This window comes from Curtobacterium sp. MMLR14_006 (assembly GCF_001864985.1).
Classification (GTDB): Bacteria; Actinomycetota; Actinomycetes; order Actinomycetales; family Microbacteriaceae; genus Curtobacterium.
On record NZ_MJGU01000012.1, the window covers coordinates 747,088 to 765,903 of the forward strand.

Annotated in this window: 13 protein-coding genes and 1 tRNA gene; 4 read left to right on the forward strand and 10 right to left on the reverse strand. The window is 73.3% G+C overall.

What is annotated here, in order from left to right; genetic code table 11:
• Nucleotides 1–184: 184 nt before the first annotated feature.
• The 9 genes from prmC to argS all read right to left on the reverse strand — a co-directional run bounded on the left by prmC (nucleotide 185) and on the right by argS (nucleotide 12,237).
• A complete protein-coding gene (prmC, locus tag BIU94_RS07045) occupies nucleotides 185–1,018 on the reverse strand; it encodes a peptide chain release factor N(5)-glutamine methyltransferase (RefSeq protein WP_071256469.1) in 834 nt (277 codons plus the stop codon).
• A gap of 62 nt (nucleotides 1,019–1,080) precedes the next feature.
• The gene (prfA, locus tag BIU94_RS07050) at nucleotides 1,081–2,163 is read right to left on the reverse strand and encodes a peptide chain release factor 1 (protein ID WP_071255935.1); all 1,083 of its coding nucleotides are present in this window, start codon (nucleotides 2,161–2,163) and stop codon (nucleotides 1,081–1,083) included.
• A 3-nt stretch (nucleotides 2,164–2,166) separates the two neighbouring features.
• Nucleotides 2,167–4,386, reverse strand: coding sequence for a transcription termination factor Rho (gene rho / locus BIU94_RS07055; protein ID WP_071255938.1), 2,220 nt, complete (start codon nucleotides 4,384–4,386; stop codon nucleotides 2,167–2,169).
• Between the two features lie 182 nt (nucleotides 4,387–4,568).
• Nucleotides 4,569–5,507 (reverse strand): homoserine kinase, encoded by a 939-nt coding sequence (gene thrB, locus BIU94_RS07060; RefSeq protein WP_071256472.1) that lies wholly within the window; start codon nucleotides 5,505–5,507, stop codon nucleotides 4,569–4,571.
• Nucleotides 5,508–5,602: 95 nt separating this feature from the next.
• Nucleotides 5,603–6,682 carry a threonine synthase gene (thrC, locus tag BIU94_RS07065; RefSeq protein ID WP_071255939.1) on the reverse strand — a complete coding sequence of 360 codons (1,080 nt, stop codon included), beginning with the start codon at nucleotides 6,680–6,682 and terminating at the stop codon, nucleotides 5,603–5,605.
• A gap of 69 nt (nucleotides 6,683–6,751) precedes the next feature.
• Nucleotides 6,752–8,059 carry a homoserine dehydrogenase gene (locus BIU94_RS07070; RefSeq protein ID WP_071255944.1) on the reverse strand — a complete coding sequence of 436 codons (1,308 nt, stop codon included), beginning with the start codon at nucleotides 8,057–8,059 and terminating at the stop codon, nucleotides 6,752–6,754.
• A gap of 43 nt (nucleotides 8,060–8,102) precedes the next feature.
• Nucleotides 8,103–9,593 (reverse strand): alanine racemase, encoded by a 1,491-nt coding sequence (locus tag BIU94_RS07075; RefSeq protein WP_071255945.1) that lies wholly within the window; start codon nucleotides 9,591–9,593, stop codon nucleotides 8,103–8,105.
• 58 nt (nucleotides 9,594–9,651) lie between these two features.
• The gene (locus BIU94_RS07080; RefSeq protein WP_071255946.1) at nucleotides 9,652–10,407 is read right to left on the reverse strand and encodes an LmeA family phospholipid-binding protein; all 756 of its coding nucleotides are present in this window, start codon (nucleotides 10,405–10,407) and stop codon (nucleotides 9,652–9,654) included.
• A gap of 159 nt (nucleotides 10,408–10,566) precedes the next feature.
• Nucleotides 10,567–12,237 carry an arginine--tRNA ligase gene (argS, locus tag BIU94_RS07085; RefSeq protein WP_071255948.1) on the reverse strand — a complete coding sequence of 557 codons (1,671 nt, stop codon included), beginning with the start codon at nucleotides 12,235–12,237 and terminating at the stop codon, nucleotides 10,567–10,569.
• A 59-nt stretch (nucleotides 12,238–12,296) separates the two neighbouring features.
• Between argS and BIU94_RS07090 the strand changes: the two genes are divergently transcribed.
• From BIU94_RS07090 to BIU94_RS07105, 4 genes are all read left to right on the forward strand, one after another.
• The gene (locus BIU94_RS07090) at nucleotides 12,297–12,866 is read left to right on the forward strand and encodes a hypothetical protein (RefSeq protein WP_071255953.1); all 570 of its coding nucleotides are present in this window, start codon (nucleotides 12,297–12,299) and stop codon (nucleotides 12,864–12,866) included.
• Nucleotides 12,867–13,093: 227 nt separating this feature from the next.
• Nucleotides 13,094–13,165: transfer RNA gene (locus BIU94_RS07095), tRNA-Arg, on the forward strand.
• A gap of 151 nt (nucleotides 13,166–13,316) precedes the next feature.
• Nucleotides 13,317–17,198, forward strand: a complete 3,882-nt coding sequence (locus tag BIU94_RS07100; RefSeq protein ID WP_071255954.1) for a Pls/PosA family non-ribosomal peptide synthetase — start codon at nucleotides 13,317–13,319, stop codon at nucleotides 17,196–17,198.
• A 17-nt stretch (nucleotides 17,199–17,215) separates the two neighbouring features.
• Nucleotides 17,216–18,538 (forward strand): M1 family metallopeptidase, encoded by a 1,323-nt coding sequence (locus tag BIU94_RS07105; protein WP_254782899.1) that lies wholly within the window; start codon nucleotides 17,216–17,218, stop codon nucleotides 18,536–18,538.
• On the opposite strand, the gene BIU94_RS07110 is transcribed toward BIU94_RS07105, so the two are convergent.
• Entirely contained in the window at nucleotides 18,535–18,807 is a 273-nt protein-coding gene (locus tag BIU94_RS07110; protein WP_071255959.1) for a helix-turn-helix domain-containing protein, read from the reverse strand. The two genes, BIU94_RS07105 and BIU94_RS07110, sit on opposite strands and share 4 nt — an antisense overlap.
• Nucleotides 18,808–18,816: the final 9 nt, after the last annotated feature.

Here is an 18,816-nt window from a genome sequence, read left to right on the forward strand (position 1 = left end):
CCCGCCCCACGCCCGCCCCGCACGTTCCGTCCCATCGCGCCCGGCATGGGAAGCAGAACCGCGCGTAGACAGCAGGAAAGAACGGCTCGCTACGCGCGGAACATCTCACCACGCGCGGAACAGCACCCGAGCACCCGGACACTCGAGCACCCGAGCACCCGGGCACGCGCGGCCCCCACCCCGCCTAGCGCGTCGCGGTGGTGGTGCGGTCGCGGCCGGTCAGGTCGACGTGCGTCTCGGGGGTGCGGAAGCCGCGGCGCGCCAGGACCTCGCGGACGCCGGCGCCCTGCGGCTCGGCGTGCTCGACGACCAGGACTCCCCCGGGCACGAGCAGGCGCCAGGCGGTCTCGGCGAGTGCCCGCACGGCATCGAGGCCGTCGGGCCCCCCGTACAGCGCCATCGCCGGGTCGTGGTCACGCACCTCGGGGTCGATCGGGATCGCGTCGTCGGGGACGTACGGCGGGTTCGAGACGACGACGGAGACGGTGCCGTTGAGTTCGGGCAGCGCGTCGGCGAGGTCGCCCTCGACGAGCCGGACGGTGCCGCCGTGGGCGTCGACGTTGCGGCGGGTCCAGGGCAGGGCCTCGGGTGAGCGTTCGACGGCGTACACCACTGCGTTCGGCACCTCGGTGTCCATCGCGATCGCGATCGCACCGCTGCCGGAGCCCAGGTCGACGGCCACCGGCGCGGGCACCGCGGTGGCCCGCAGCGCGTCGATGCCGAACTGCACGACGCCCTCGGTCTCGGGCCGTGGGACGAACACACCGGGTCCCACCGCGAGGGTCAGTGCGCGGAAGTACGCCTCGCCCGTGATGTGTTGCAGGGGCTCGCGCGTGGTGCGTCGGGCGACGGCGTGCCGGAAGCGCTCCACGTGCGACGGCTCGATCGTCCCGCCGATCAGCGCGCGGGCCTGCACGGCGCCGCGCGAGGTGTCGGTCGCCCAGGCGAGCAGGAGCTCGGCGTCGACCTGCGGCGTCGGGACTCCCGCAGCGCCGAGCGCCGCGGACGCCTCCCGCAGGAGGCGATCCGCGGCGAACGTGACGGCCGTGTCGGCGGTGAGCCGGGCCTCCTGGCCGTCGCTCACGCGTCCTGGTCGCCGATGGCGGCCAGACGTGCCTCTTCGTCCGCCTGGATGGCCGACTGGACGACGGGCTCGAGCGCACCGTTCATCACGCGGTCCAGGTCGTACGCCTTGTACCCGGTGCGGTGGTCTGCGATCCGGTTCTCCGGGAAGTTGTACGTGCGGATGCGCTCCGAGCGGTCCATCCCGCGGATCTGCGACTTGCGCGCGTCCGAGGCGATCGCGTCGAGCTCCTCCTGCTGGCGCGCGAGGATGCGTGCGCGGAGCACGCGCATGCCGGCCTCGCGGTTCTGCAGCTGCGACTTCTCGTTCTGCATCGCCACCGTGATGCCCGTGGGCAGGTGGGTGATGCGGACCGCGGAGTCCGTCGTGTTGACGGACTGGCCGCCCGGGCCGGAGGACCGGTAGACGTCGATCTTCAGGTCGTTCTGGTTGATCTGGACCTCTTCGGGCTCGTCCACCTCGGGGAACACCAGCACGCCGGTGGTCGAGGTGTGGATGCGCCCCTGCGACTCGGTCTGCGGCACGCGCTGCACGCGGTGCACGCCGCCCTCGTACTTCAGGTGCGCCCAGACACCCTGGGACGGGTCGGTCGCGTTCGACTTGATCGCGACCTGGACGTCCTTGTAGCCGCCGAGGTCGGACTCGGTGCGCTCGAGGAGCTCGACCTTCCAGCCCTTCGTCTCGGCGTAGTGCGAGTACATGCGCAGGAGGTCGGCCGCGAAGAGCGCCGACTCCTCGCCGCCCTCGCCGCCCTTGATCTCCATGATGACGTCGCGGCCGTCGTCGGGGTCCCGCGGGATGAGCAGCCGGCGGAGGCGCTCCTGGCGCTCCGACAGCTGCTCCTCGAGGCCGGGGACCTCGTCGGCGAACGCCTCGTCCTCACGGGCGAGCTCCTGGGCGGCGGCGAGGTCGTCCCCCGCCGCCTGCCAGGCCTCGTACGCGGACTTGATCTGGTTGAGCTCGGCGTACCGCCGGTTCACCTTCTTCGCCCGGGCCGCATCGGCGTGGAGCGCGGGGTCCGACAGCTGCTGTGTCAGGTCCTCGTGTTCCGCCAGCAGCCCTGCCACCGACTCGAACACGCCTTACTCCTGGTGACCGTTGTGGTGGGCGCCGCCGGTCGTGGGGACCGACTTCTGCACCTGCACCAGGAACTCGACGTTCGACTGCGTCTCCTTGAGGTTCCGCAGCACGATCTCGAGGGCCTGCTGCGGGTCGAGCCCGGCGAGGGCCCGGCGCAGACGCCACGTGATCGTGACCTCGTCGGCGGAGAGCAGCTGCTCCTCACGACGGGTGCCCGAGGCGTTCACGTCGACGGCGGGGAAGATCCGCTTGTCGGCGAGGTGCCGGTTCAGGCGGAGCTCCATGTTGCCGGTGCCCTTGAACTCCTCGAAGATGACCTCGTCCATCTTGGAGCCGGTCTCGACGAGCGCGGTCGCGAGGATGGTCAGCGAGCCGCCGTCCTCGATGTTGCGCGCGGCGCCGAAGAAGCGCTTCGGCGGGTAGAGCGCCGCCGAGTCGACGCCACCGGAGAGCACGCGGCCCGACGGCGGGGTCGACAGGTTGTACGCACGGCCCAGGCGGGTGATGGAGTCGAGCAGCAGGACGACGTCGTGGCCGAGCTCCACCAGGCGCTTCGCACGCTCGATGGCGAGCTCGGCGACCGTGGTGTGGTCCTCGGCGGGACGGTCGAAGGTCGAGGCGATGACCTCGCCCTTCACCGTGCGCTGCATGTCGGTGACCTCTTCGGGCCGCTCGTCGACGAGGACGACCATGAGGTGCGCCTCGGGGTTGTTCTTGGCGACGGCGTTCGCGATGGCCTGCAGCACGACGGTCTTGCCGGCCTTCGGCGGGGACACGATGAGCCCGCGCTGGCCCTTGCCGATCGGCGACACGAGGTCGATGATGCGGGTCGACAGCTTGCCGGGCTCGGTCTCGAGGCGCAGGCGCTCGTTCGGGTACAGCGGGGTGAGGTCGGAGAAGTCGACCCGGGCCGCCGCCTCGTCGGTGGTCTGACCGTTGATCGAGTCGACGGTGACGAGCGCGTTGTACTTCTGGCGGCTCTGCTGCTCGCCGTCGCGCGGCTGCTTGATCGAGCCGACGACCGCGTCGCCCTTGCGCAGGTGGTACTTCTTCACCTGGCCGAGGGAGACGTAGACGTCGCTCGGGCCGGGCAGGTAGCCGGTGGTGCGCACGAAGGCGTAGTTGTCGAGGACGTCGAGGATGCCCGCGATCGGGATCAGGACGTCGTCCTCGGTGACCTCGGGCTCGAAGTCGTCGTTCTGACCGCCGCGGCCGCGCTTGCGGTCACGCTGGCGACGGCTGCGGCCGCCCTCGGCCTCGTCGGCGTTCTGCTGCGCCTGCTTCTGCTGCGCGTTCTGCTTCTGCTGGGCGTTGCCCTGCTTCTGCTGCTCGGCGCGGTCGTCCTGCTTGGCGTCGCCCTGCTTCGCGTCACCCTGCTTCTGCTGGGCGTTGCCCTGCTTCTGCTGCTCGGCGCGGTCGTCCTGCTTCTGCTGGCCGCCGTTCTGCTGGCCACCGTTCTGCTGACCGGCGCCCTGGTCGCTGTTCTGCTGCTCGCCGTTCTCGGCGTTCTGCCCACGGCCGCGACCGCGTCCGCGGCTGCGACGACCGCGGCGCTGGCCGCCCTCGCCCTGCTCGCCGTTCTGGTCCTGCTGCTCGCCGTTCTGGTCGTGCTGGTCGCCGGTCTCGGCGCCGGACTGCTCCGCCTGGTCTGCCGACGTCGGCGACTGCTGGCCCTGCTGCTCCGGCTGGGCTGCGGCCTGTGCCTGCTGGTCGGCACCGCGCTGACCGCGCCCGCGGCGCTGGCCACCGGCCTGCGCTGCTTCCTGTGCGTCCTTCTCGGCGCGCACCTGGTCGAGGCCCGCGAGCAGGTCCTCGGTACCGGTGTGCGCGTGGTTCGTGTGCTCGGCGGCCGAGGTCGGCGCGGCGTTCACGGTGCCGCCCGACGAGGCACGGCGCGAGCGACGGGCACGCGACGGCGCGGCCGAGGCGTCGGCGGCGGGAGCGTCGGTGGCGTCGGCGACGGGCGCGTCGGTGGCCGGGGTGGACGCGGCGGGGGTCGCGTCGGCGGTCGGCTCGGGCAGCGTCGGCTGCGTGGTCGCCGGGGCGGCCGGGGTCTCGTCGGCGACGGGGCGCTTGTCCTCGATCGAGGCGATGAGGTCGCCCTTGCGGAGCTTCGAGAGCCCGGTGATGCCGAGCGAGGAGGCGATGCGCTGGAGCTCCGGCAGCCGGAGGGCGCGCAGGTCGGCGGGGATCTCCACCTGGGCGGAGTTGTTGTCGGTCACGGTCGGTGTTTCCTTTCGAACCGCAGAACGCGGAGAGTTTCCACCGTCCCGGACGCACGGGTGTGCGTCGACCGCCGTTCAGACGACGGACCGGGATTCGGTGATCAGAAAGAGATGTGCCCCCGCGCACCGGACCCTGCGACGTCGCAGGAGCTGTCCAGGGGGACGGGCGATCCGTGCGGTTACGCGGGTTCGGCTTCGAGCGCCGAGTGCGCCCCCACTGTAGCACCACCCAGATCGACGGCCAGCATGAGCGCCCGCCAGTCGCTCTGCGCGTGTCGGTCGACCAGGTCGGCGGCCGTCAGGCGCTGCGCCGGGTCGCTGCCGAGCACGAGCAGGCTCGGGCCGGCACCGGAGACCACGGCGGCGAGACCGTGCTGCCGCAGCACCCCGATGAGCACGTCGGTCTCCGGCATCGCGCTCGCCCGGTACGACTGGTGCAGTCGGTCCTCGGTGGCGGCGAGCAGCAGCTCCGGGCTCTGGATGAGCGCCGCGACGAGCAGGGCCGAGCGCGAGACGTTGAACGCGGCGTCGGCGTGCGGGACGTGCTCCGGCTGCAGGGACCGTGCGAGCTTCGTCGACAGGGTCGACGTCGGTACGAACACCACCGGCGCGACACCGCGGTGCACGAGGAGCCGCTTGTACGCCGGCCCGTCGGCGGTCATCCACGCGATCGTGAGACCGCCGAAGAGCGCGGGCGCGACGTTGTCGGGGTGCCCCTCCATCTCGGTGGCGAGGGTGAGCAGCGTCGACGCGTCGAGGTCGACGATGCCCTCGAGGAGTCCGCGGGCCGCCATCAGCCCGGCGACGATCGCCGCGGCCGACGACCCGAGGCCGCGGCCGTGCGGGATCGCGTTCGTCGCGTGCAGCTCGAGGCCGGGCTGCGGCACGCCCGCGTGCTCGAGGCCGCGGCGCACGGCGCTGACGACGAGGTTCGTGTCGTCCGTCGGGACCTCGCCGGCGCCGACCCCCTCGACCGTGACGGTCGATCCGGGCTCGCGGCGCACGCGGACCGTGACCTCGTCGTACAGCGACAACGCGAGCCCGAGCGAGTCGAACCCCGGGCCGAGGTTCGCCGACGTCGCCGGCACGCGCACGCGGACCGCGCGCCCGGCGGGCACGGGACCGGCGGCGGGACCGGCACTGACCACCCGTCCGGCCGGTGCAGCGCTGTGGGCGGCGACGCCCTCCCCCGGTCCGGACGAGCGGTCGGCGCTCACTGCTCGCTGACCAGTCCGAGCACGTCGGCGATCGACTTCGTGTCGACCGGCACGCTCGTCGGGGTGACCTCGCCGCCGTCCTGCGTGCGGAGTGCCCACTGCGGGTCCTTCAGGCCGTGGCCGGTCACCGTGATGACGACCGTGGCACCCTTCGGCACGGCGCCCGCGTCGGCGCGCTCGAGCAGCCCGGCGACACCGATGGCCGATGCCGGCTCGACGAAGACGCCGACCTCGGCGGACAGGATGTGGTGCGCCGCGAGGATCGCCTCGTCGGAGATCGCACCGAAGTAGCCGTCGGTCTCGTCGCGGGCCTCGAGCGCGTACTTCCACGACGCCGGGTTGCCGATGCGGATCGCCGACGCGATGGTGTCCGGGTTCTTGACGACCTCACCGCGGACGATCGGGGCGGAGCCGGCGGCCTGGAAGCCGAACATGCGGGGCAGCTTGGTGCTGCGACCGGCGGCGACGTCCTCGCGGTAGCCGCGCGAGTACGCGGTGTAGTTGCCCGCGTTGCCGACGGGCAGGAAGTGGAAGTCCGGCGCGTCGCCGAGGACGTCGACGACCTCGAACGCGGCGGTCTTCTGCCCCTCGATGCGGTCGTTGTTGACCGAGTTGACCAGGTGCACCGGGTAGTTCGCCGCCAGGTCGCGGGCGATGTCGAGGCAGTCGTCGAAGTTGCCCTGCACCTGCAGCAGCTGGGCGTCGTGCGCGACGGCCTGGCTGAGCTTGCCCATCGCGATCTTGCCCTCGGGGACGAGCACCGCTGCGGTGATGCCGGCGTGGGTCGCGTACGCGGCGGCCGAGGCGCTCGTGTTGCCCGTCGAGGCACAGATGACGGCCTTCGCGCCGTGCTCGACGGCCTTCGAGATCGCCATCGTCATGCCGCGGTCCTTGAAGGATCCGGTCGGGTTCATGCCCTCGAACTTGACGTAGACCTGGGCGCCGGTGCGCTCGGACAGTCGACGGGCCGGGATGAGGGGCGTGCCGCCCTCGCCGAGGGTGACGATCGGCGTCGCCGCCGTCACGTCGAGTCGGTCGGCGTACTCGCGCAGGACACCCTGCCACTGGTGGGCCATCAGGCTTCTCTCTCTGTCCGGTGGGTCGGTCTGGTGGTGGTGCGGGTCGGTCGGGAGGCCCGTGGTGCGTCAGGCGCCGACGAAGCGCAGGACACTGGTCACGTCCAGGACGACGTCCTCGCCGCGGAGGGCCGCGACGGTGTCCGCCAGGTCCGACTCCCGGGCCAGGTGGGTCCCGATGACGAGCGCGGCGGTCTGCTCCGCGGCGCCCTCGGTGGTCTGCTCGACGGTCTCGACGCTCACGCCGTGCTTCGCGAGCACCCCGGCGACGGTCGACAGCACGCCGGGGGCGTCGGCGACCTGCAGGGCGATCTGGTAGCGGGTGCGCACCGTGCCGATCGGGAAGACCGGCAGCGCCGACTGCGTCGACTCGGCGACGCCGGGGCCGCCGATGACGTGCCGACGGGCGGCGGACACGAGGTCGCCGAGCACGGCCGAGGCCGTCTCGACGCCGCCGGCACCGGCGCCGTAGAACATGAGGTCGCCGGCGGCCTCGGCCTCGACGAAGACGGCGTTCTTCGCGCCGTGCACGCTCGCGAGCGGGTGCGACTCGGGGACGAGCGCGGGGTAGACGCGGGCGCTGACGCCCTCGCGGCCGTCCGCGTCGGTCAGGCGCTCCGCGGTCGCGAGGATCTTCACGACGTAGCCGGCCTTGCGGGCGGCGCGGACCTGGTCGATCGTCACGTGGGTGATGCCCTCGCGGTGCACGGCGGCGAGCGGCACCGAGGTGTGGAACGCCAGCGACGCCAGGATCGCGGCCTTCTGCGCGGCGTCGTAGCCCTCGACGTCGGCCGTCGGGTCGGCCTCGGCGTACCCGAGCTCGGTCGCGGTCGCCAGGGCGTCCTCGAACGTGGCGCCCTCGCGGTCCATCAGGTCGAGGATGAAGTTCGTGGTGCCGTTGACGATGCCCATGATCCGCTCGATGCGGTCGCCCGCGAGCGAGTCGTGCAGCGGACGGATGATCGGGATCGCCCCGGCGACGGCCGCCTCGTAGTACAGCTGCGCGCCGACCTGCTCGGCCGCGGCGAACAGCTCCGGACCGTGGGTCGCGAGGAGCGCCTTGTTGCCGGTGACGACGTCGGCCCCGGACTGCAGCGCCTGCAGGACCAGCGTGCGCGCCGGCTCGATGCCGCCGATGAGCTCCACGACGATGTCGGCGCCGAGGATGAGCGACTCGGCGTCGGTGGTGAAGAGGTCCTTCGGCAGGTCGACGTCGCGCGCGGCGTCGACGTCCCGCACGGCGATCCCGACGAGCTCGAGCCCGGCACCCGCGCGTGAGGCGAGCTCGTCGCCGTGCTCGAGGAGGAGCCGCGCGACCTGGGATCCGACCGAGCCGGCTCCGAGCAGCGCGACGCGGACGTTGCGGTATTCGATCATCTGGTGGTTCCTGTCATCGGGCCGCGGGCCGTCGGGTCGGGGGTCAGTGGCCGCTGCCGTCGAGGGGCACGGGCACGACCCCGGTGTCACGGGCGAGGAGGTCGTCGATCGACTCGCCCCGCACGAGGATACGGGCTGCGCCGTCGGCGACCGCGACGACCGGCGGGCGTCCGACGTGGTTGTAGTTGCTCGAGAGCGCCCAGCAGTACGCACCGGTGGCGGCGACGGCGAGCAGGTCGCCGCGCTGCACGTCGCCGGGCAGGTACTCGTCCTGCACCACGACGTCACCGCTCTCGCAGTGCTTGCCGACGACGCGGGTGAGCACCGCCGGCGCCTCGGACGCCCGGGCGAGCCGGGCCGTGTAGTCGGCGCCGTACAGGGCGGGGCGGGCGTTGTCGCTCATCCCGCCGTCGACCGAGACGTAGGTGCGGGTCGCGGCGTGGGCGGTCGGCGCGTCGGCGGCGAGGGCGTGGCCCTCGGTCGCGAGCACCTGCTCGGTCCCGTCGGACACGGGCGGCTCGAGCTCCAGCGTCACGGGCTTGATCGTGCCGACGGAGTACAGCGTGATGCCGGCGGGGCCGACGATGTACCGGCCGGGTTCGACCGCGATCTCCGGCACCGGGACGGCGCGCTCGGCGCACGCCTCGGCGACGATCGTGGCGAGTGCCTCGGCGACGTCCTCCGGCGCGAAGGCCGCGTCGGCCTCGGTGTAGTCGATGCCCCAGCCGCCGCCGAGGTTGAGCTCCGGCACCGGGCCGGACGCGACCAGCGTGGCGTGCACGTCCACGAGGCGCCGTGCGGCCTCGCGGAAGCCCGACTCGTCGAAGATCTGCGACCCGATGTGCGAGTGCAGGCCGACGAACGCGAGCGAGGGCTCGGCGCGGACGGCCTCGGCAGCGGCGACGGCCTCGGACAGCGGGATGCCGAACTTCTGGTCCTCGCGCGCCGTGGCGAGGTACTCGTGGGTCGAGGCGTGCACCCCGCTGTTGATCCGGATGCGGACGCGCTGCACGACCCCGGCGTCGGCGGCGGCGCGGGCGACGCGCTGCACCTCCTCGTGGCTGTCGAGCACGATGGTGCCGACGCCGACCTCGACAGCTCGGGCGATCTCGGCGTCCGACTTGTCGTTGCCGTGGAACCCGAGCCGGGCCGCGTCGATGCCGCCGGCCAGGGCGACCGCGAGCTCGCCACCGGTGCAGACGTCGACCCGGAGGTCGGCCTCGGCCATCCACGCCACGACCTGCGTCGTCAGGAAGGCCTTGCCGGCGTAGTAGACGTGTGCCCGGGTGCCGATCCGGCCGAAGGCCTCGGCGAAGGCGTCGCGGACCCGCACGGCGCGGGACTGCACGTCGCGCTCGTCGACCACGTAGAGCGGCGTACCGAACTGCGCGACGAGGTCCGTCGCGGTGACACCGCCCACGACCAGCGTGCCGTCGTCCGTCCGCGTGGCGGACGCGGGCCAGATGCGGTCCACCAGTTCGGAGGCGTCCGTCGGGAACCGCAGTCGCTGCGGGGCAAGGGGGTTCTCGCTCACGGGACCCGATCCTAGCGAGCCGAGCCGCGCCTCCTCGTCGTGTGACGGAACCGCGTCGTCAGCCGCAGCTGCCGACGGTGCGGAGCCCCTGCTCGGTGAGGGGCAGGGCGTCGGCGGTGATGCGCACCGTGGCCTGCCGCTGCGAGACGTCGAAGGAGCGGACGCGGAGCGCCTCCGGCAGGAACGTCGCCGTGCACACCTGCACGGGCACGTTCGTGACGCCGGGGATCTTCTCGAGTTGCAGGCCGAGGGCCGAGTTCGTGATGCGCACCGTCTTCGGCGTGATCGTGACGCCCTTGCCGTCGTCCTGCGCGACGACCTGGCCGCGGGCGGCGTAGGTGATGTCGTAGCCGAGCACGGCCGTCGAGCCGGAGAGCTCGACGCCGCCGTCCACCAGGGTCATCCGGTCGAACAGCGGGCTGTACTTCGCCAGGTCCTTGATGCTCGACGCCGCGAGCGTGACGTGTCCGTCGACGTCGTGCACGTCGCCCTTCCCGTCGACCGGGACGTCCTCGGCGGTGACCTCGGCGGCGAGCGGGACGCCGTCGACGGTGAGCTTCGACGACGAGATCTCCACCCGGTCGAGCGTGCCGCGGAGGAGCTGCGGGATGACGACGCCGTCGGCGTGGGCGTCCACCTGGCCGGTCGTGCCGTCGGGCAGCGCCTGCTCGACCTGCTCGGCGATGATGCGGTCGACGACCCCGCGGAGCACGAACTCGGCGACGACGACGAGCCCGGCGAGCACGACGAGCACCACGACGAGGACGACGGGCCAGCGACGGCGTTTCCGGGGGGTCTCGGTGGCGGCGGACATGCGTCCCACCCTGCCAGGCGCTCCCGGCAGCCCGCCGGGAGGCGCGGGGTGGCGGTCGTGCACACCGTGGGACGGACACAGCACCGCGGGAAGCTGCGGTGCTGTGTCCGGAACCTGGTTCCTGCGCGCCGCGCCGGAACCTGGTTCCTGCGCGCCGCGCTACATGCGCGAGGGGGCGCTCACGCCGAGCAGCCCGAGGCCGTTGCGCACGACCTGGCCGGTGGCGTCGTTCACCCAGAGGCGGGTGCGGTGCAGGTCGGTCACCGGCTCGTCGCCGAGGGGCGTCACGCGGCAGGAGTCGTACCAGCGGTGGTAGAGCCCGGCGAGCTGCTCGATGTACCGGGCGATGCGGTGCGGCTCGCGCAGTTCGGCGGCCTGGCGCACCACGCGCGGGTACTCGGCGAGGGCCCCGAGCAGCGCGCCCTCGGACTCGTGCGTCAGCAGCGAGGCGTCGAAGGCGGAGCGGTCGACCCCGGCGGCAGCGGCGTTGCGCGCGACCGACTGCGTGCGGGCGTGGGCGTACTGCACGTAGAAGACAGGGTTGTCGTTCGTGCGCTTGGTGAGCAGGTCGAGGTCGATGTCGATCGAGGTGTCGCTCGCGAACCGTACGAGGGCGTAGCGGCCGGCGTCCACGCCGACAGCGTCGACGAGGTCCTCCATCGACACGATCGTGCCGTTGCGCTTCGACATCCGGAACGGCTGCCCGTCCTTGAGCAGGTTGACCATCTGCCCGATGAGGATCTCGAGGTTCTTGCCGGGCTCGTCACCGAACGCGGCGCACATCGCCATCATGCGGCCGACGTAGCCGTGGTGGTCGGCGCCGAGCATGATGAGGTTGCGCTCGAACCCGCGCTCGCGCTTGTCGAGGTAGTACGCCAGGTCGCCGGCGATGTACGCGGGCTCCCCGTCGGACTTGATGACGACGCGGTCGCGGTCGTCGCCGAAGTCGGTCGTGCGGAGCCAGAGCGCCCCCTCGGCCTCGTACATCATGCCGAGCGACCGCAGCCGCTCGATCGCGCGGTCGACCGCCTTCGACTCGTGCAGGGCGTTCTCGTGGAAGTAGACGTCGAAGTCCACGCCGAAGTCGTGCAGCGACGACTTGATGTCGGCGAACATGAAGTCGACGCCCTCGCGGCGGAAGAGCTCCTGCGCCTCGTCGCGCGGCATGTCGCTGACGTCGGTGCCAGCGGGCAGCGTCGCGATGACACGGGCGGCGATCTCGGCGATGTAGGCGCCGCCGTAGCCGTCCTCCGGGGTCGGCTCGCCGAGCGCGCTCGCGACGAGCGACCGGGCGAAGCGGTCGATCTGCGCGCCGTGGTCGTTGAAGTAGTACTCCCGGGTGACCAGGCCGCCCTGCGCCTGGAACACGCGGGCCAGCGAGTCGCCGACGGCCGCCCAACGCACGCCGCCCATGTGGATGGGGCCGGTCGGGTTCGCGGACACGAACTCCAGGTCGATGCGGACGCCGTCGTACAGGTCGCCGTGCCCGAAGGACTCGCCGCCGTCGACGATCGTGCGGGCGATCTCCCCCGCAGCCGCCGCGTCGAGCGTGATGTTGATGAAGCCCGGGCCGGCGATGTCCACCGAGGCCACGCCGTCGAGCTCGGTCAGCTCGCCCGCGATCTCGGTCGCGAGGTCGCGGGGGTTCGTACCGAGCCGCTTCGCGAGCTGCATGGCGGCGTTCGACGCCCAGTCGCCGTGCGCCCGGTTCTTCGGCCGCTCGAGCGCCACGTGGGACTCCCCGATCGTCACGGTCTCGGACGCGCCTCGTCGCTCGACGATCCCGGTCAGGATCGACAGGTACGCGGCGGAGAGTTCGGCAGGAGTCACGGCGGACGAGTCTACCGGGACACCCAGGTGCACGCCGGACGATGCACCATCATGTCGGGATGACGACCCGTAGCCGTGCCCGGGCGATCACCCTCGCCGTCGCCGCCTCCGTCGCCGCGCTCGTGCTGACGGGCTGCTCGGGCGGCGGGGACCGCGCTCCGTCGGCCAGCGCGACCCCGGTCGGGACGCCGGTGTCGCAGTCCTGCGCCGCCCTCCTGCCGACCGCCGCCCTGTCCGTCTACGGCGAGACCTTCGCGCTCGACGAGTCGTACCGACCGGCCGCGCGGACCCCGGCCGCGACGATCGCCGCCCAGCGCGGTCGCGTCTGCCAGTTCCGCAGTACGGGCGACGACGCCACGACGATCACGCTGGCCGTCGCCGACCTGCCTGAAAAGTCGCTCACGAACCTGAAGGACGCCCTGTTCGAGCGCGGCGGTTCCGTGCCGACCTACCGGGTCGAGGGCTACTTCTCGTTCGCCGACGGGGTCGGTCGGGCCGACGCGTTCGCCGACCCGTACTGGATCACCGCGCAGTCGACGCTCTTCACCGAGCCGGGAGGCGCCCAGCCCGTCATCGACGCCGCCCGCTCCGCCCTGCAGGCGTCCGCCTCCGCCACGCCGGCGGGCTGACGGGCGGCGTCCACGCTGCGGACACCGACGGCAGCGGCCGGCGAGCAACGGGCAGGGCGCAGCGGGCTGGGAACTGCGGGCAGGGCGCAGCGGGAGGCGACGGACGGGAGGCGCAGTGCCAGGCCGCCACGGGCCTCCCGTCCGTCACCTGCCCCGTCCTGCGCCGCACGCGACACGCGCTGTCCGGAAGCGCTCCCGGGACCTGCTACGGTTGGTGACACCCCTCGGCCCCCATAGCTCAGGGGATAGAGCACTGCCCTCCGGAGGCAGGGGCGGAGGTTCGAATCCTCCTGGGGGCACACTTCTCTTCCTCTCGCGGCTGCGCATCCCGCCGGCTCGTCGTGCCACCGAGCCACGCATCGTCGTGACACCCCGTGTTTCCCTGCGCGTCACCTCGGGTCACTACGCTCCTGGGCCGGTCGTCCCGCACGCGACCGGGAAACGAGCACGATGACCCCCGACGCCCCCGCCGGCACCGTGCAGCAGGAGCTCGCGCGCGCGGCCCATGCGCCCGCGCCCCGCACCCTGCTCGACGTCCTCGCCGCGACGGCCGCCGCGCACCCCGACGCCACCGCGCTCGAGGACCCCGACGGCACTCTCGACTACGCCGCCCTGCTCCGCACCGTGCACGATCGGGCCGACGACCTGGCCCGGCGGGGCGTCCGGCGGGGTGACCGGGTCGGGGTGCGGATCCCCTCCGGTGGGCGCGACCTGTACCTGTCGATCCTCGCCGTGCTCGCCGCCGGGGCGGCGTACGTGCCGGTCGACGCCGACGACCCCGAGGAACGCGCCACCCTGGTGTTCGGCGAGGCCGGTGTCGTCGGCGTGATCGGTGCGGGCGGCGTCCTGCGGGACCGTGCCGGCGCCGAGCTGCCGGTGACGGACCCTGCGGCGAGCGCCGGACTCCCCCGCGAGACCGACGACGCGTGGATCATCTTCACGTCCGGGTCGACGGGTGTGCCGAAGGGCGTGGCGGTCACCCACCGCAGTGCTGCGGCGTTCGTGGACGCCGAGGCCCGGATGTTCCTGCAGACGGCGCCGATCGGTCCGGGTGACCGGGTGCTGGCGGGGCTGAGCGTGGCGTTCGACGCGTCGTGCGAGGAGATGTGGCTGGCGTGGGGGCACGGCGCGGCGCTGGTGCCGGCGCCGCGGTCGTTGGTGCGGACGGGGGTGGACCTCGGGCCGTGGCTCATCGCGCACACCATCACGGTGGTGTCGACGGTGCCCACGCTGGCGGCGTTGTGGCCGGACGACGCGCTGGAGCAGGTGCGGCTCGTGATCTTCGGTGGCGAGGCGTGCCCGCCGGAGCTGGCGGCGCGCATCGCCTCGCGCGATCGGGAGCTCTGGAACACGTACGGTCCGACCGAGGCCACCGTCGTCGCGTGCGGCGCGCTGGTGGACGGCGGGTCACCGGTGCGGATCGGGCTGCCGCTGGACGGGTGGGACCTGGCCGTCGTCGATGCGTCGGGGGCCCGTGTTGCGCCCGGTGGTGTCGGGGAGCTGGTGATCGGTGGTGTCGGGCTGGGGCGGTACCTGGACCCGGCGAAGGACGCCGAGAAGTACGCACCGTTCCCCGAGCTCGGGTGGGAGCGGGCGTACCGGAGTGGGGACCTGGTGCGGTACGAGCCCGAGGGGCTGGTGTTCCAGGGGCGTGCGGACGACCAGGTGAAGCTCGGTGGCCGGCGGATCGAGCTCGGCGAGGTCGACGCGGCGCTGCAGGCCCTGGACGACGTGGCGGGTGGAGCCGCGGTGGTGCAGCGGACCCCCGCGGGCAACCAGGTGCTGGTCGGCTACGTCGCCCCGGTGGCCGGCGCGACGGTGGACGTGGCCGCAGCGAACGCCCGGTTGCGCGAGGAGCTGCCGGCCGCCCTGGTGCCGCTGGTCGCGGTGGTGGAGTCGCTGCCGACGCGGACGTCGGGCAAGGTCGACCGCGCGGCGCTGCCGTGGCCGTTGCCCGGAGCATCGGACGCGGCGGTGCTGCCGGACACGGTGGCGTGGATCGCCGAGCGGTGGTCGGCGATCCTCGGGGTGCCGGTGGTGAGCGTCGACGACGACTTCTTCGCGCACGGCGGTGGGTCGCTGACGGCGGCGCAGCTCGTGTCGGCCATCCGGGAGCGGTTCCCGACGACCACGGTCGCGGACGTGTACGACCACCCGCGGATCGGGGCGTTGGCGGCGGCGCTCGACGAGTCCGGGCCGGTGTCGGCCTCGTCGCGCGACGTGGCTCCGGTCCCCCCGGCGACGGGCCTGCTGATGACGTTGCTCGGACTGCCGGTGCAGGTGCTCCGAGGGCTGCGGGTGCTGACCTGGACGGCGCTGGTGGCGGCGGTGCTGCACGCGACGACGCTGCCGTTCCTGCCGGTGCTGCCCTGGCCGGTGCTGGTACTGGCGCTCCTGGTGTTCGTGACGCCGATCGGCAAGATGGCGCTGACGGTGGTGCTGGCGCGGCTGCTGCTCGCCGGGGTCCGGCCGGGGTCGTACCCGCGTGGCGGTTCGGTGCACCTGCGGGTGTGGCTGGCCGAGCGCATCGCCGAGGCGGTGGACGGTCCGTCGACGGCGGGCGCCCCGTGGATCAGCTACTACGCCCGGGCGCTCGGTGCGCGGATCGGCCGGGACGTCGACCTGCACACGCTGCCGCCGGTGACGGGGATGCTCACGATCGGCAGGCGGGCGTCGATCGAGCCCGAGGTGGACCTGGCCGGGCACTGGCTCGACGGCGACGTGTTCCACCTGGGGCACGTGCGCGTCGACGAGGACGCCGTGGTGCGCAGCCGGACGACGCTGCTGCCGGGGGCGCACGTGGGTGCGGGTGCCGAGGTCACCGCCGGTTCCGCGGTCGGCGGCCCGGTCCCGGCGGGCGAACGCTGGGCAGGGGCGCCGGCGGAGCGTGTCGGGTCGGCCCGTGACGACCGGGAGGCCCGCCCCGCCGCCCGTCGGCGCTGGCTGCTCGCGTACGGGGCCGGGTCCCTGGCCGTGGCCGGCTTGCCGGTGGTCGGCGTCGCGGTCGGACTGCTCGTCGCGGTCGCTCTGGTCGGGCGGGCGCCGACCCTGGGCGACGCGCTGCTCCGCGCGCTGCTGACGGTCCCCCTGGCGACCGTCGTCGCCGGTGCGGTGTACGCGCTGCTGGTGGTGGTCGCGGTGCGGCTGCTCGGCCTCGGCCTGCACGAGGGGCGGCACCCGGTGCGCTCCCGGATTGGCTGGCAGGTGTGGTCGACCGAGCGGGTGCTCGACGCGGCGCGCACCCTGCTGTTCCCGCTGTACGCCTCGCTCGTGACCCCGGTGTGGCTGCGGCTGCTCGGTGCGCGGGTCGGTCGGGACACCGAGATCTCGACGGTGCTGCTCATCCCGGCGCTGACGCAGATCGCGTCGGGGGCGTTCCTGGCCGACGACACGATGGTGGCGACGTACGAGCTCGGCGGCGGTCGGGTGCGGATCGGGCGCTCGAAGGTCGGCCGTCGGGCGTTCCTCGGCAACAGCGGGATGACGGGCGCCGGGCGCTCGGTGCCGCGCGAGGCCCTGGTGGCGGTGCTGTCCGCGGTACCGAAGAAGGCCAAGCGCGGGTCGTCGTGGCTCGGGACCCCGCCGGTGCGGCTGCGGCGTGCGGCGACGGAGTTCGACGAGGCGCGGACCTTCCGCCCGTCCAGGCGGCTCAAGGTCGCCCGCGGCTGCTGGGAGCTGCTGCGCCTGATCGCCCCGATGGTCTCCGCCGCCGTCGCGCTCGGCGTGGCCGGGGCACTGCTGGCGCTGTGGTCGGCCGTCGGGATCGGGTGGACGGTGCTGCTCGCCGGGCCGGTGCTCATCGCCGCCGGTGCCGTCGCCGCCGTGGTGTCGACGATCGCGAAGTGGGCGTTCGTCGGCCGGATCACCGCCAGGGAGCACCCGCTGTGGTCGTCGTTCGTGTGGCGCAACGAGGTGCAGGACACCTTCGTCGAGACCGTCGCCCGACCGTGGTTCGCCGAGCAGGCAACCGGCACCCCCGCGCTGGCCGTCTGGCTGCGGAGCCTCGGTGCGACGATCGGCCGAGGGACCTGGCTCGAGACCTACTGGTTGCCGGAGGCCGACCTCGTGTCGATCGGTGCCGGCGCCTCGGTGGCGCGGGGCACCGTGGTGCAGACGCACCTGTTCCACGACCGGGTGATGCAGCTCGACGCCGTCCGGCTCGACGCCGGCGCGACACTCGGACCGCACAGCGTCGTCCTGCCGGCGGCGGGCATCGGCACCGGGGCGACGGTCGGGCCGGCCTCGCTCGTCATGCGGGGCGAGCAGGTGCCGGGCGGGTCCCGCTGGTCCGGCAACCCGATCGCGCCCTGGGCAGCGGACCGTCCGGCGTGATGGGGTTGACTGGCACCGTGCCGACCTCCGCGACCACCGACCCGTACACCCCGCACAGCGGCGACCGTCGGTGGAGCGCCGAGCACTACGAGCTCCGGCTCGACTACCGCGTCGCGACGAACCGGCTCGACGCCACGGCGACCATCACGGCGCGGGCGGTCGAGCCGCTCGACCGGGTCGTCCTCGACCTGCACGGGCTGCACGTGGAGCGCGTCGACGTCGACGGGCACCGCGCGAAGAAGGTCGCCACGGCGACGCACAAGACCACGGTCACCCCGCACAGGCCCATCCCGGCGGGTGCCGCGTTCACCGTGCACGTGCGGTACCGGGGCACCCCGCGACCGGTGCGGAGCGCCTGGGGGCACCTCGGGTGGGAGGAGCTGACCGACGGCGTCATCGTCGCCGCACAGCCGACCGGTGCCCCGACGTGGTTCCCCTGCAACGACCGGCCGGACGACAAGGCGACGTACCGCTTCGAGATCGCCACCGAGGACGCCTACGACGTCGTGGCGAACGGCGACCTGCTCGCGAAGGAGCGGGACCGCGCCGGGACCCGCTGGACGTTCGCGACGGTCGAGCCGATGGCGACGTACCTGGCGACCGTGCAGATCGGTCGGTACCGCACGACCCGGCTCCGCGGCGGCGACGTCCCGGTGACCCTGCACCACCCGGCCGACCTGGCGGTCGCGGCGCGGACCGACTTCGGCCAGGTGCCGGAGATGCTCGCGCTGTTCGGCGACCGCTTCGGCCCGTACCCGTTCGCGGCGTACGGGGTCGTGGTCACCGACGACGAGCTCGAGATCCCGCTCGAGGCCCACGGACTCGCCGTGTTCGGCCGGAACCACGTCGACGGCGAGCACGGCACCGACCGGCTCATCGCGCACGAGCTCGCGCACCAGTGGTTCGGGAACTCGGTGACCCTCACCCGGTGGCGGGACATCTGGCTGCACGAGGGGTTCGCCTGCTACGCCGAGTGGCTGTGGTCCGAGGAGCGCGGCGGTGACACCGCGGACGACCTCGCCGAGCAGTACCGGCAGGGGCTCCTCGACCAGCCGGAGGACCTGGTGGTCGGCGACCCGGGCGCGGCGGACATGTTCGACGACCGCGTCTACAAGCGCGGCGCCCTCGCCCTGCACGCCGTCCGCCGCACGCTCGGCGACGACGCCTTCTTCGCCGGACTGCGGCGCGTCACCGAACGGCACCGGCACGGCTCGGTGACGGTGCCGGACGTCCTCGACGCGTTCGCGCACGCGGCCGGCACCACGTCCGACGCCGTGCACGCGGTCACCGCCCCGTGGATCGACAGGACGGCAGTGCCCGGCGCGGTCGGACCGCGCTAGCCCGCCAGTTCCCCGACGTCGGTCGGGGTGCTGCTGACCTCGGCCCACACGGCGTCGAGCGAGACGCCGACGACCCCGGCGACGGACGCGATGGTCGAGAACGCCGGCGTCGCGATGCGGCCGGTCTCGATCTTCCGGAGCGTCTCGGGCGAGATGCCCGCCCGCAGTGCGGTGTCGACGATCGACCGCGGACCACGGGCCGCACGCAGCAGTGCGCCGAGTCGGCGACCGCGGGCGAGTTCGTCGGGGGTGAGGGGCAGTCGGACCATGGCGTCATG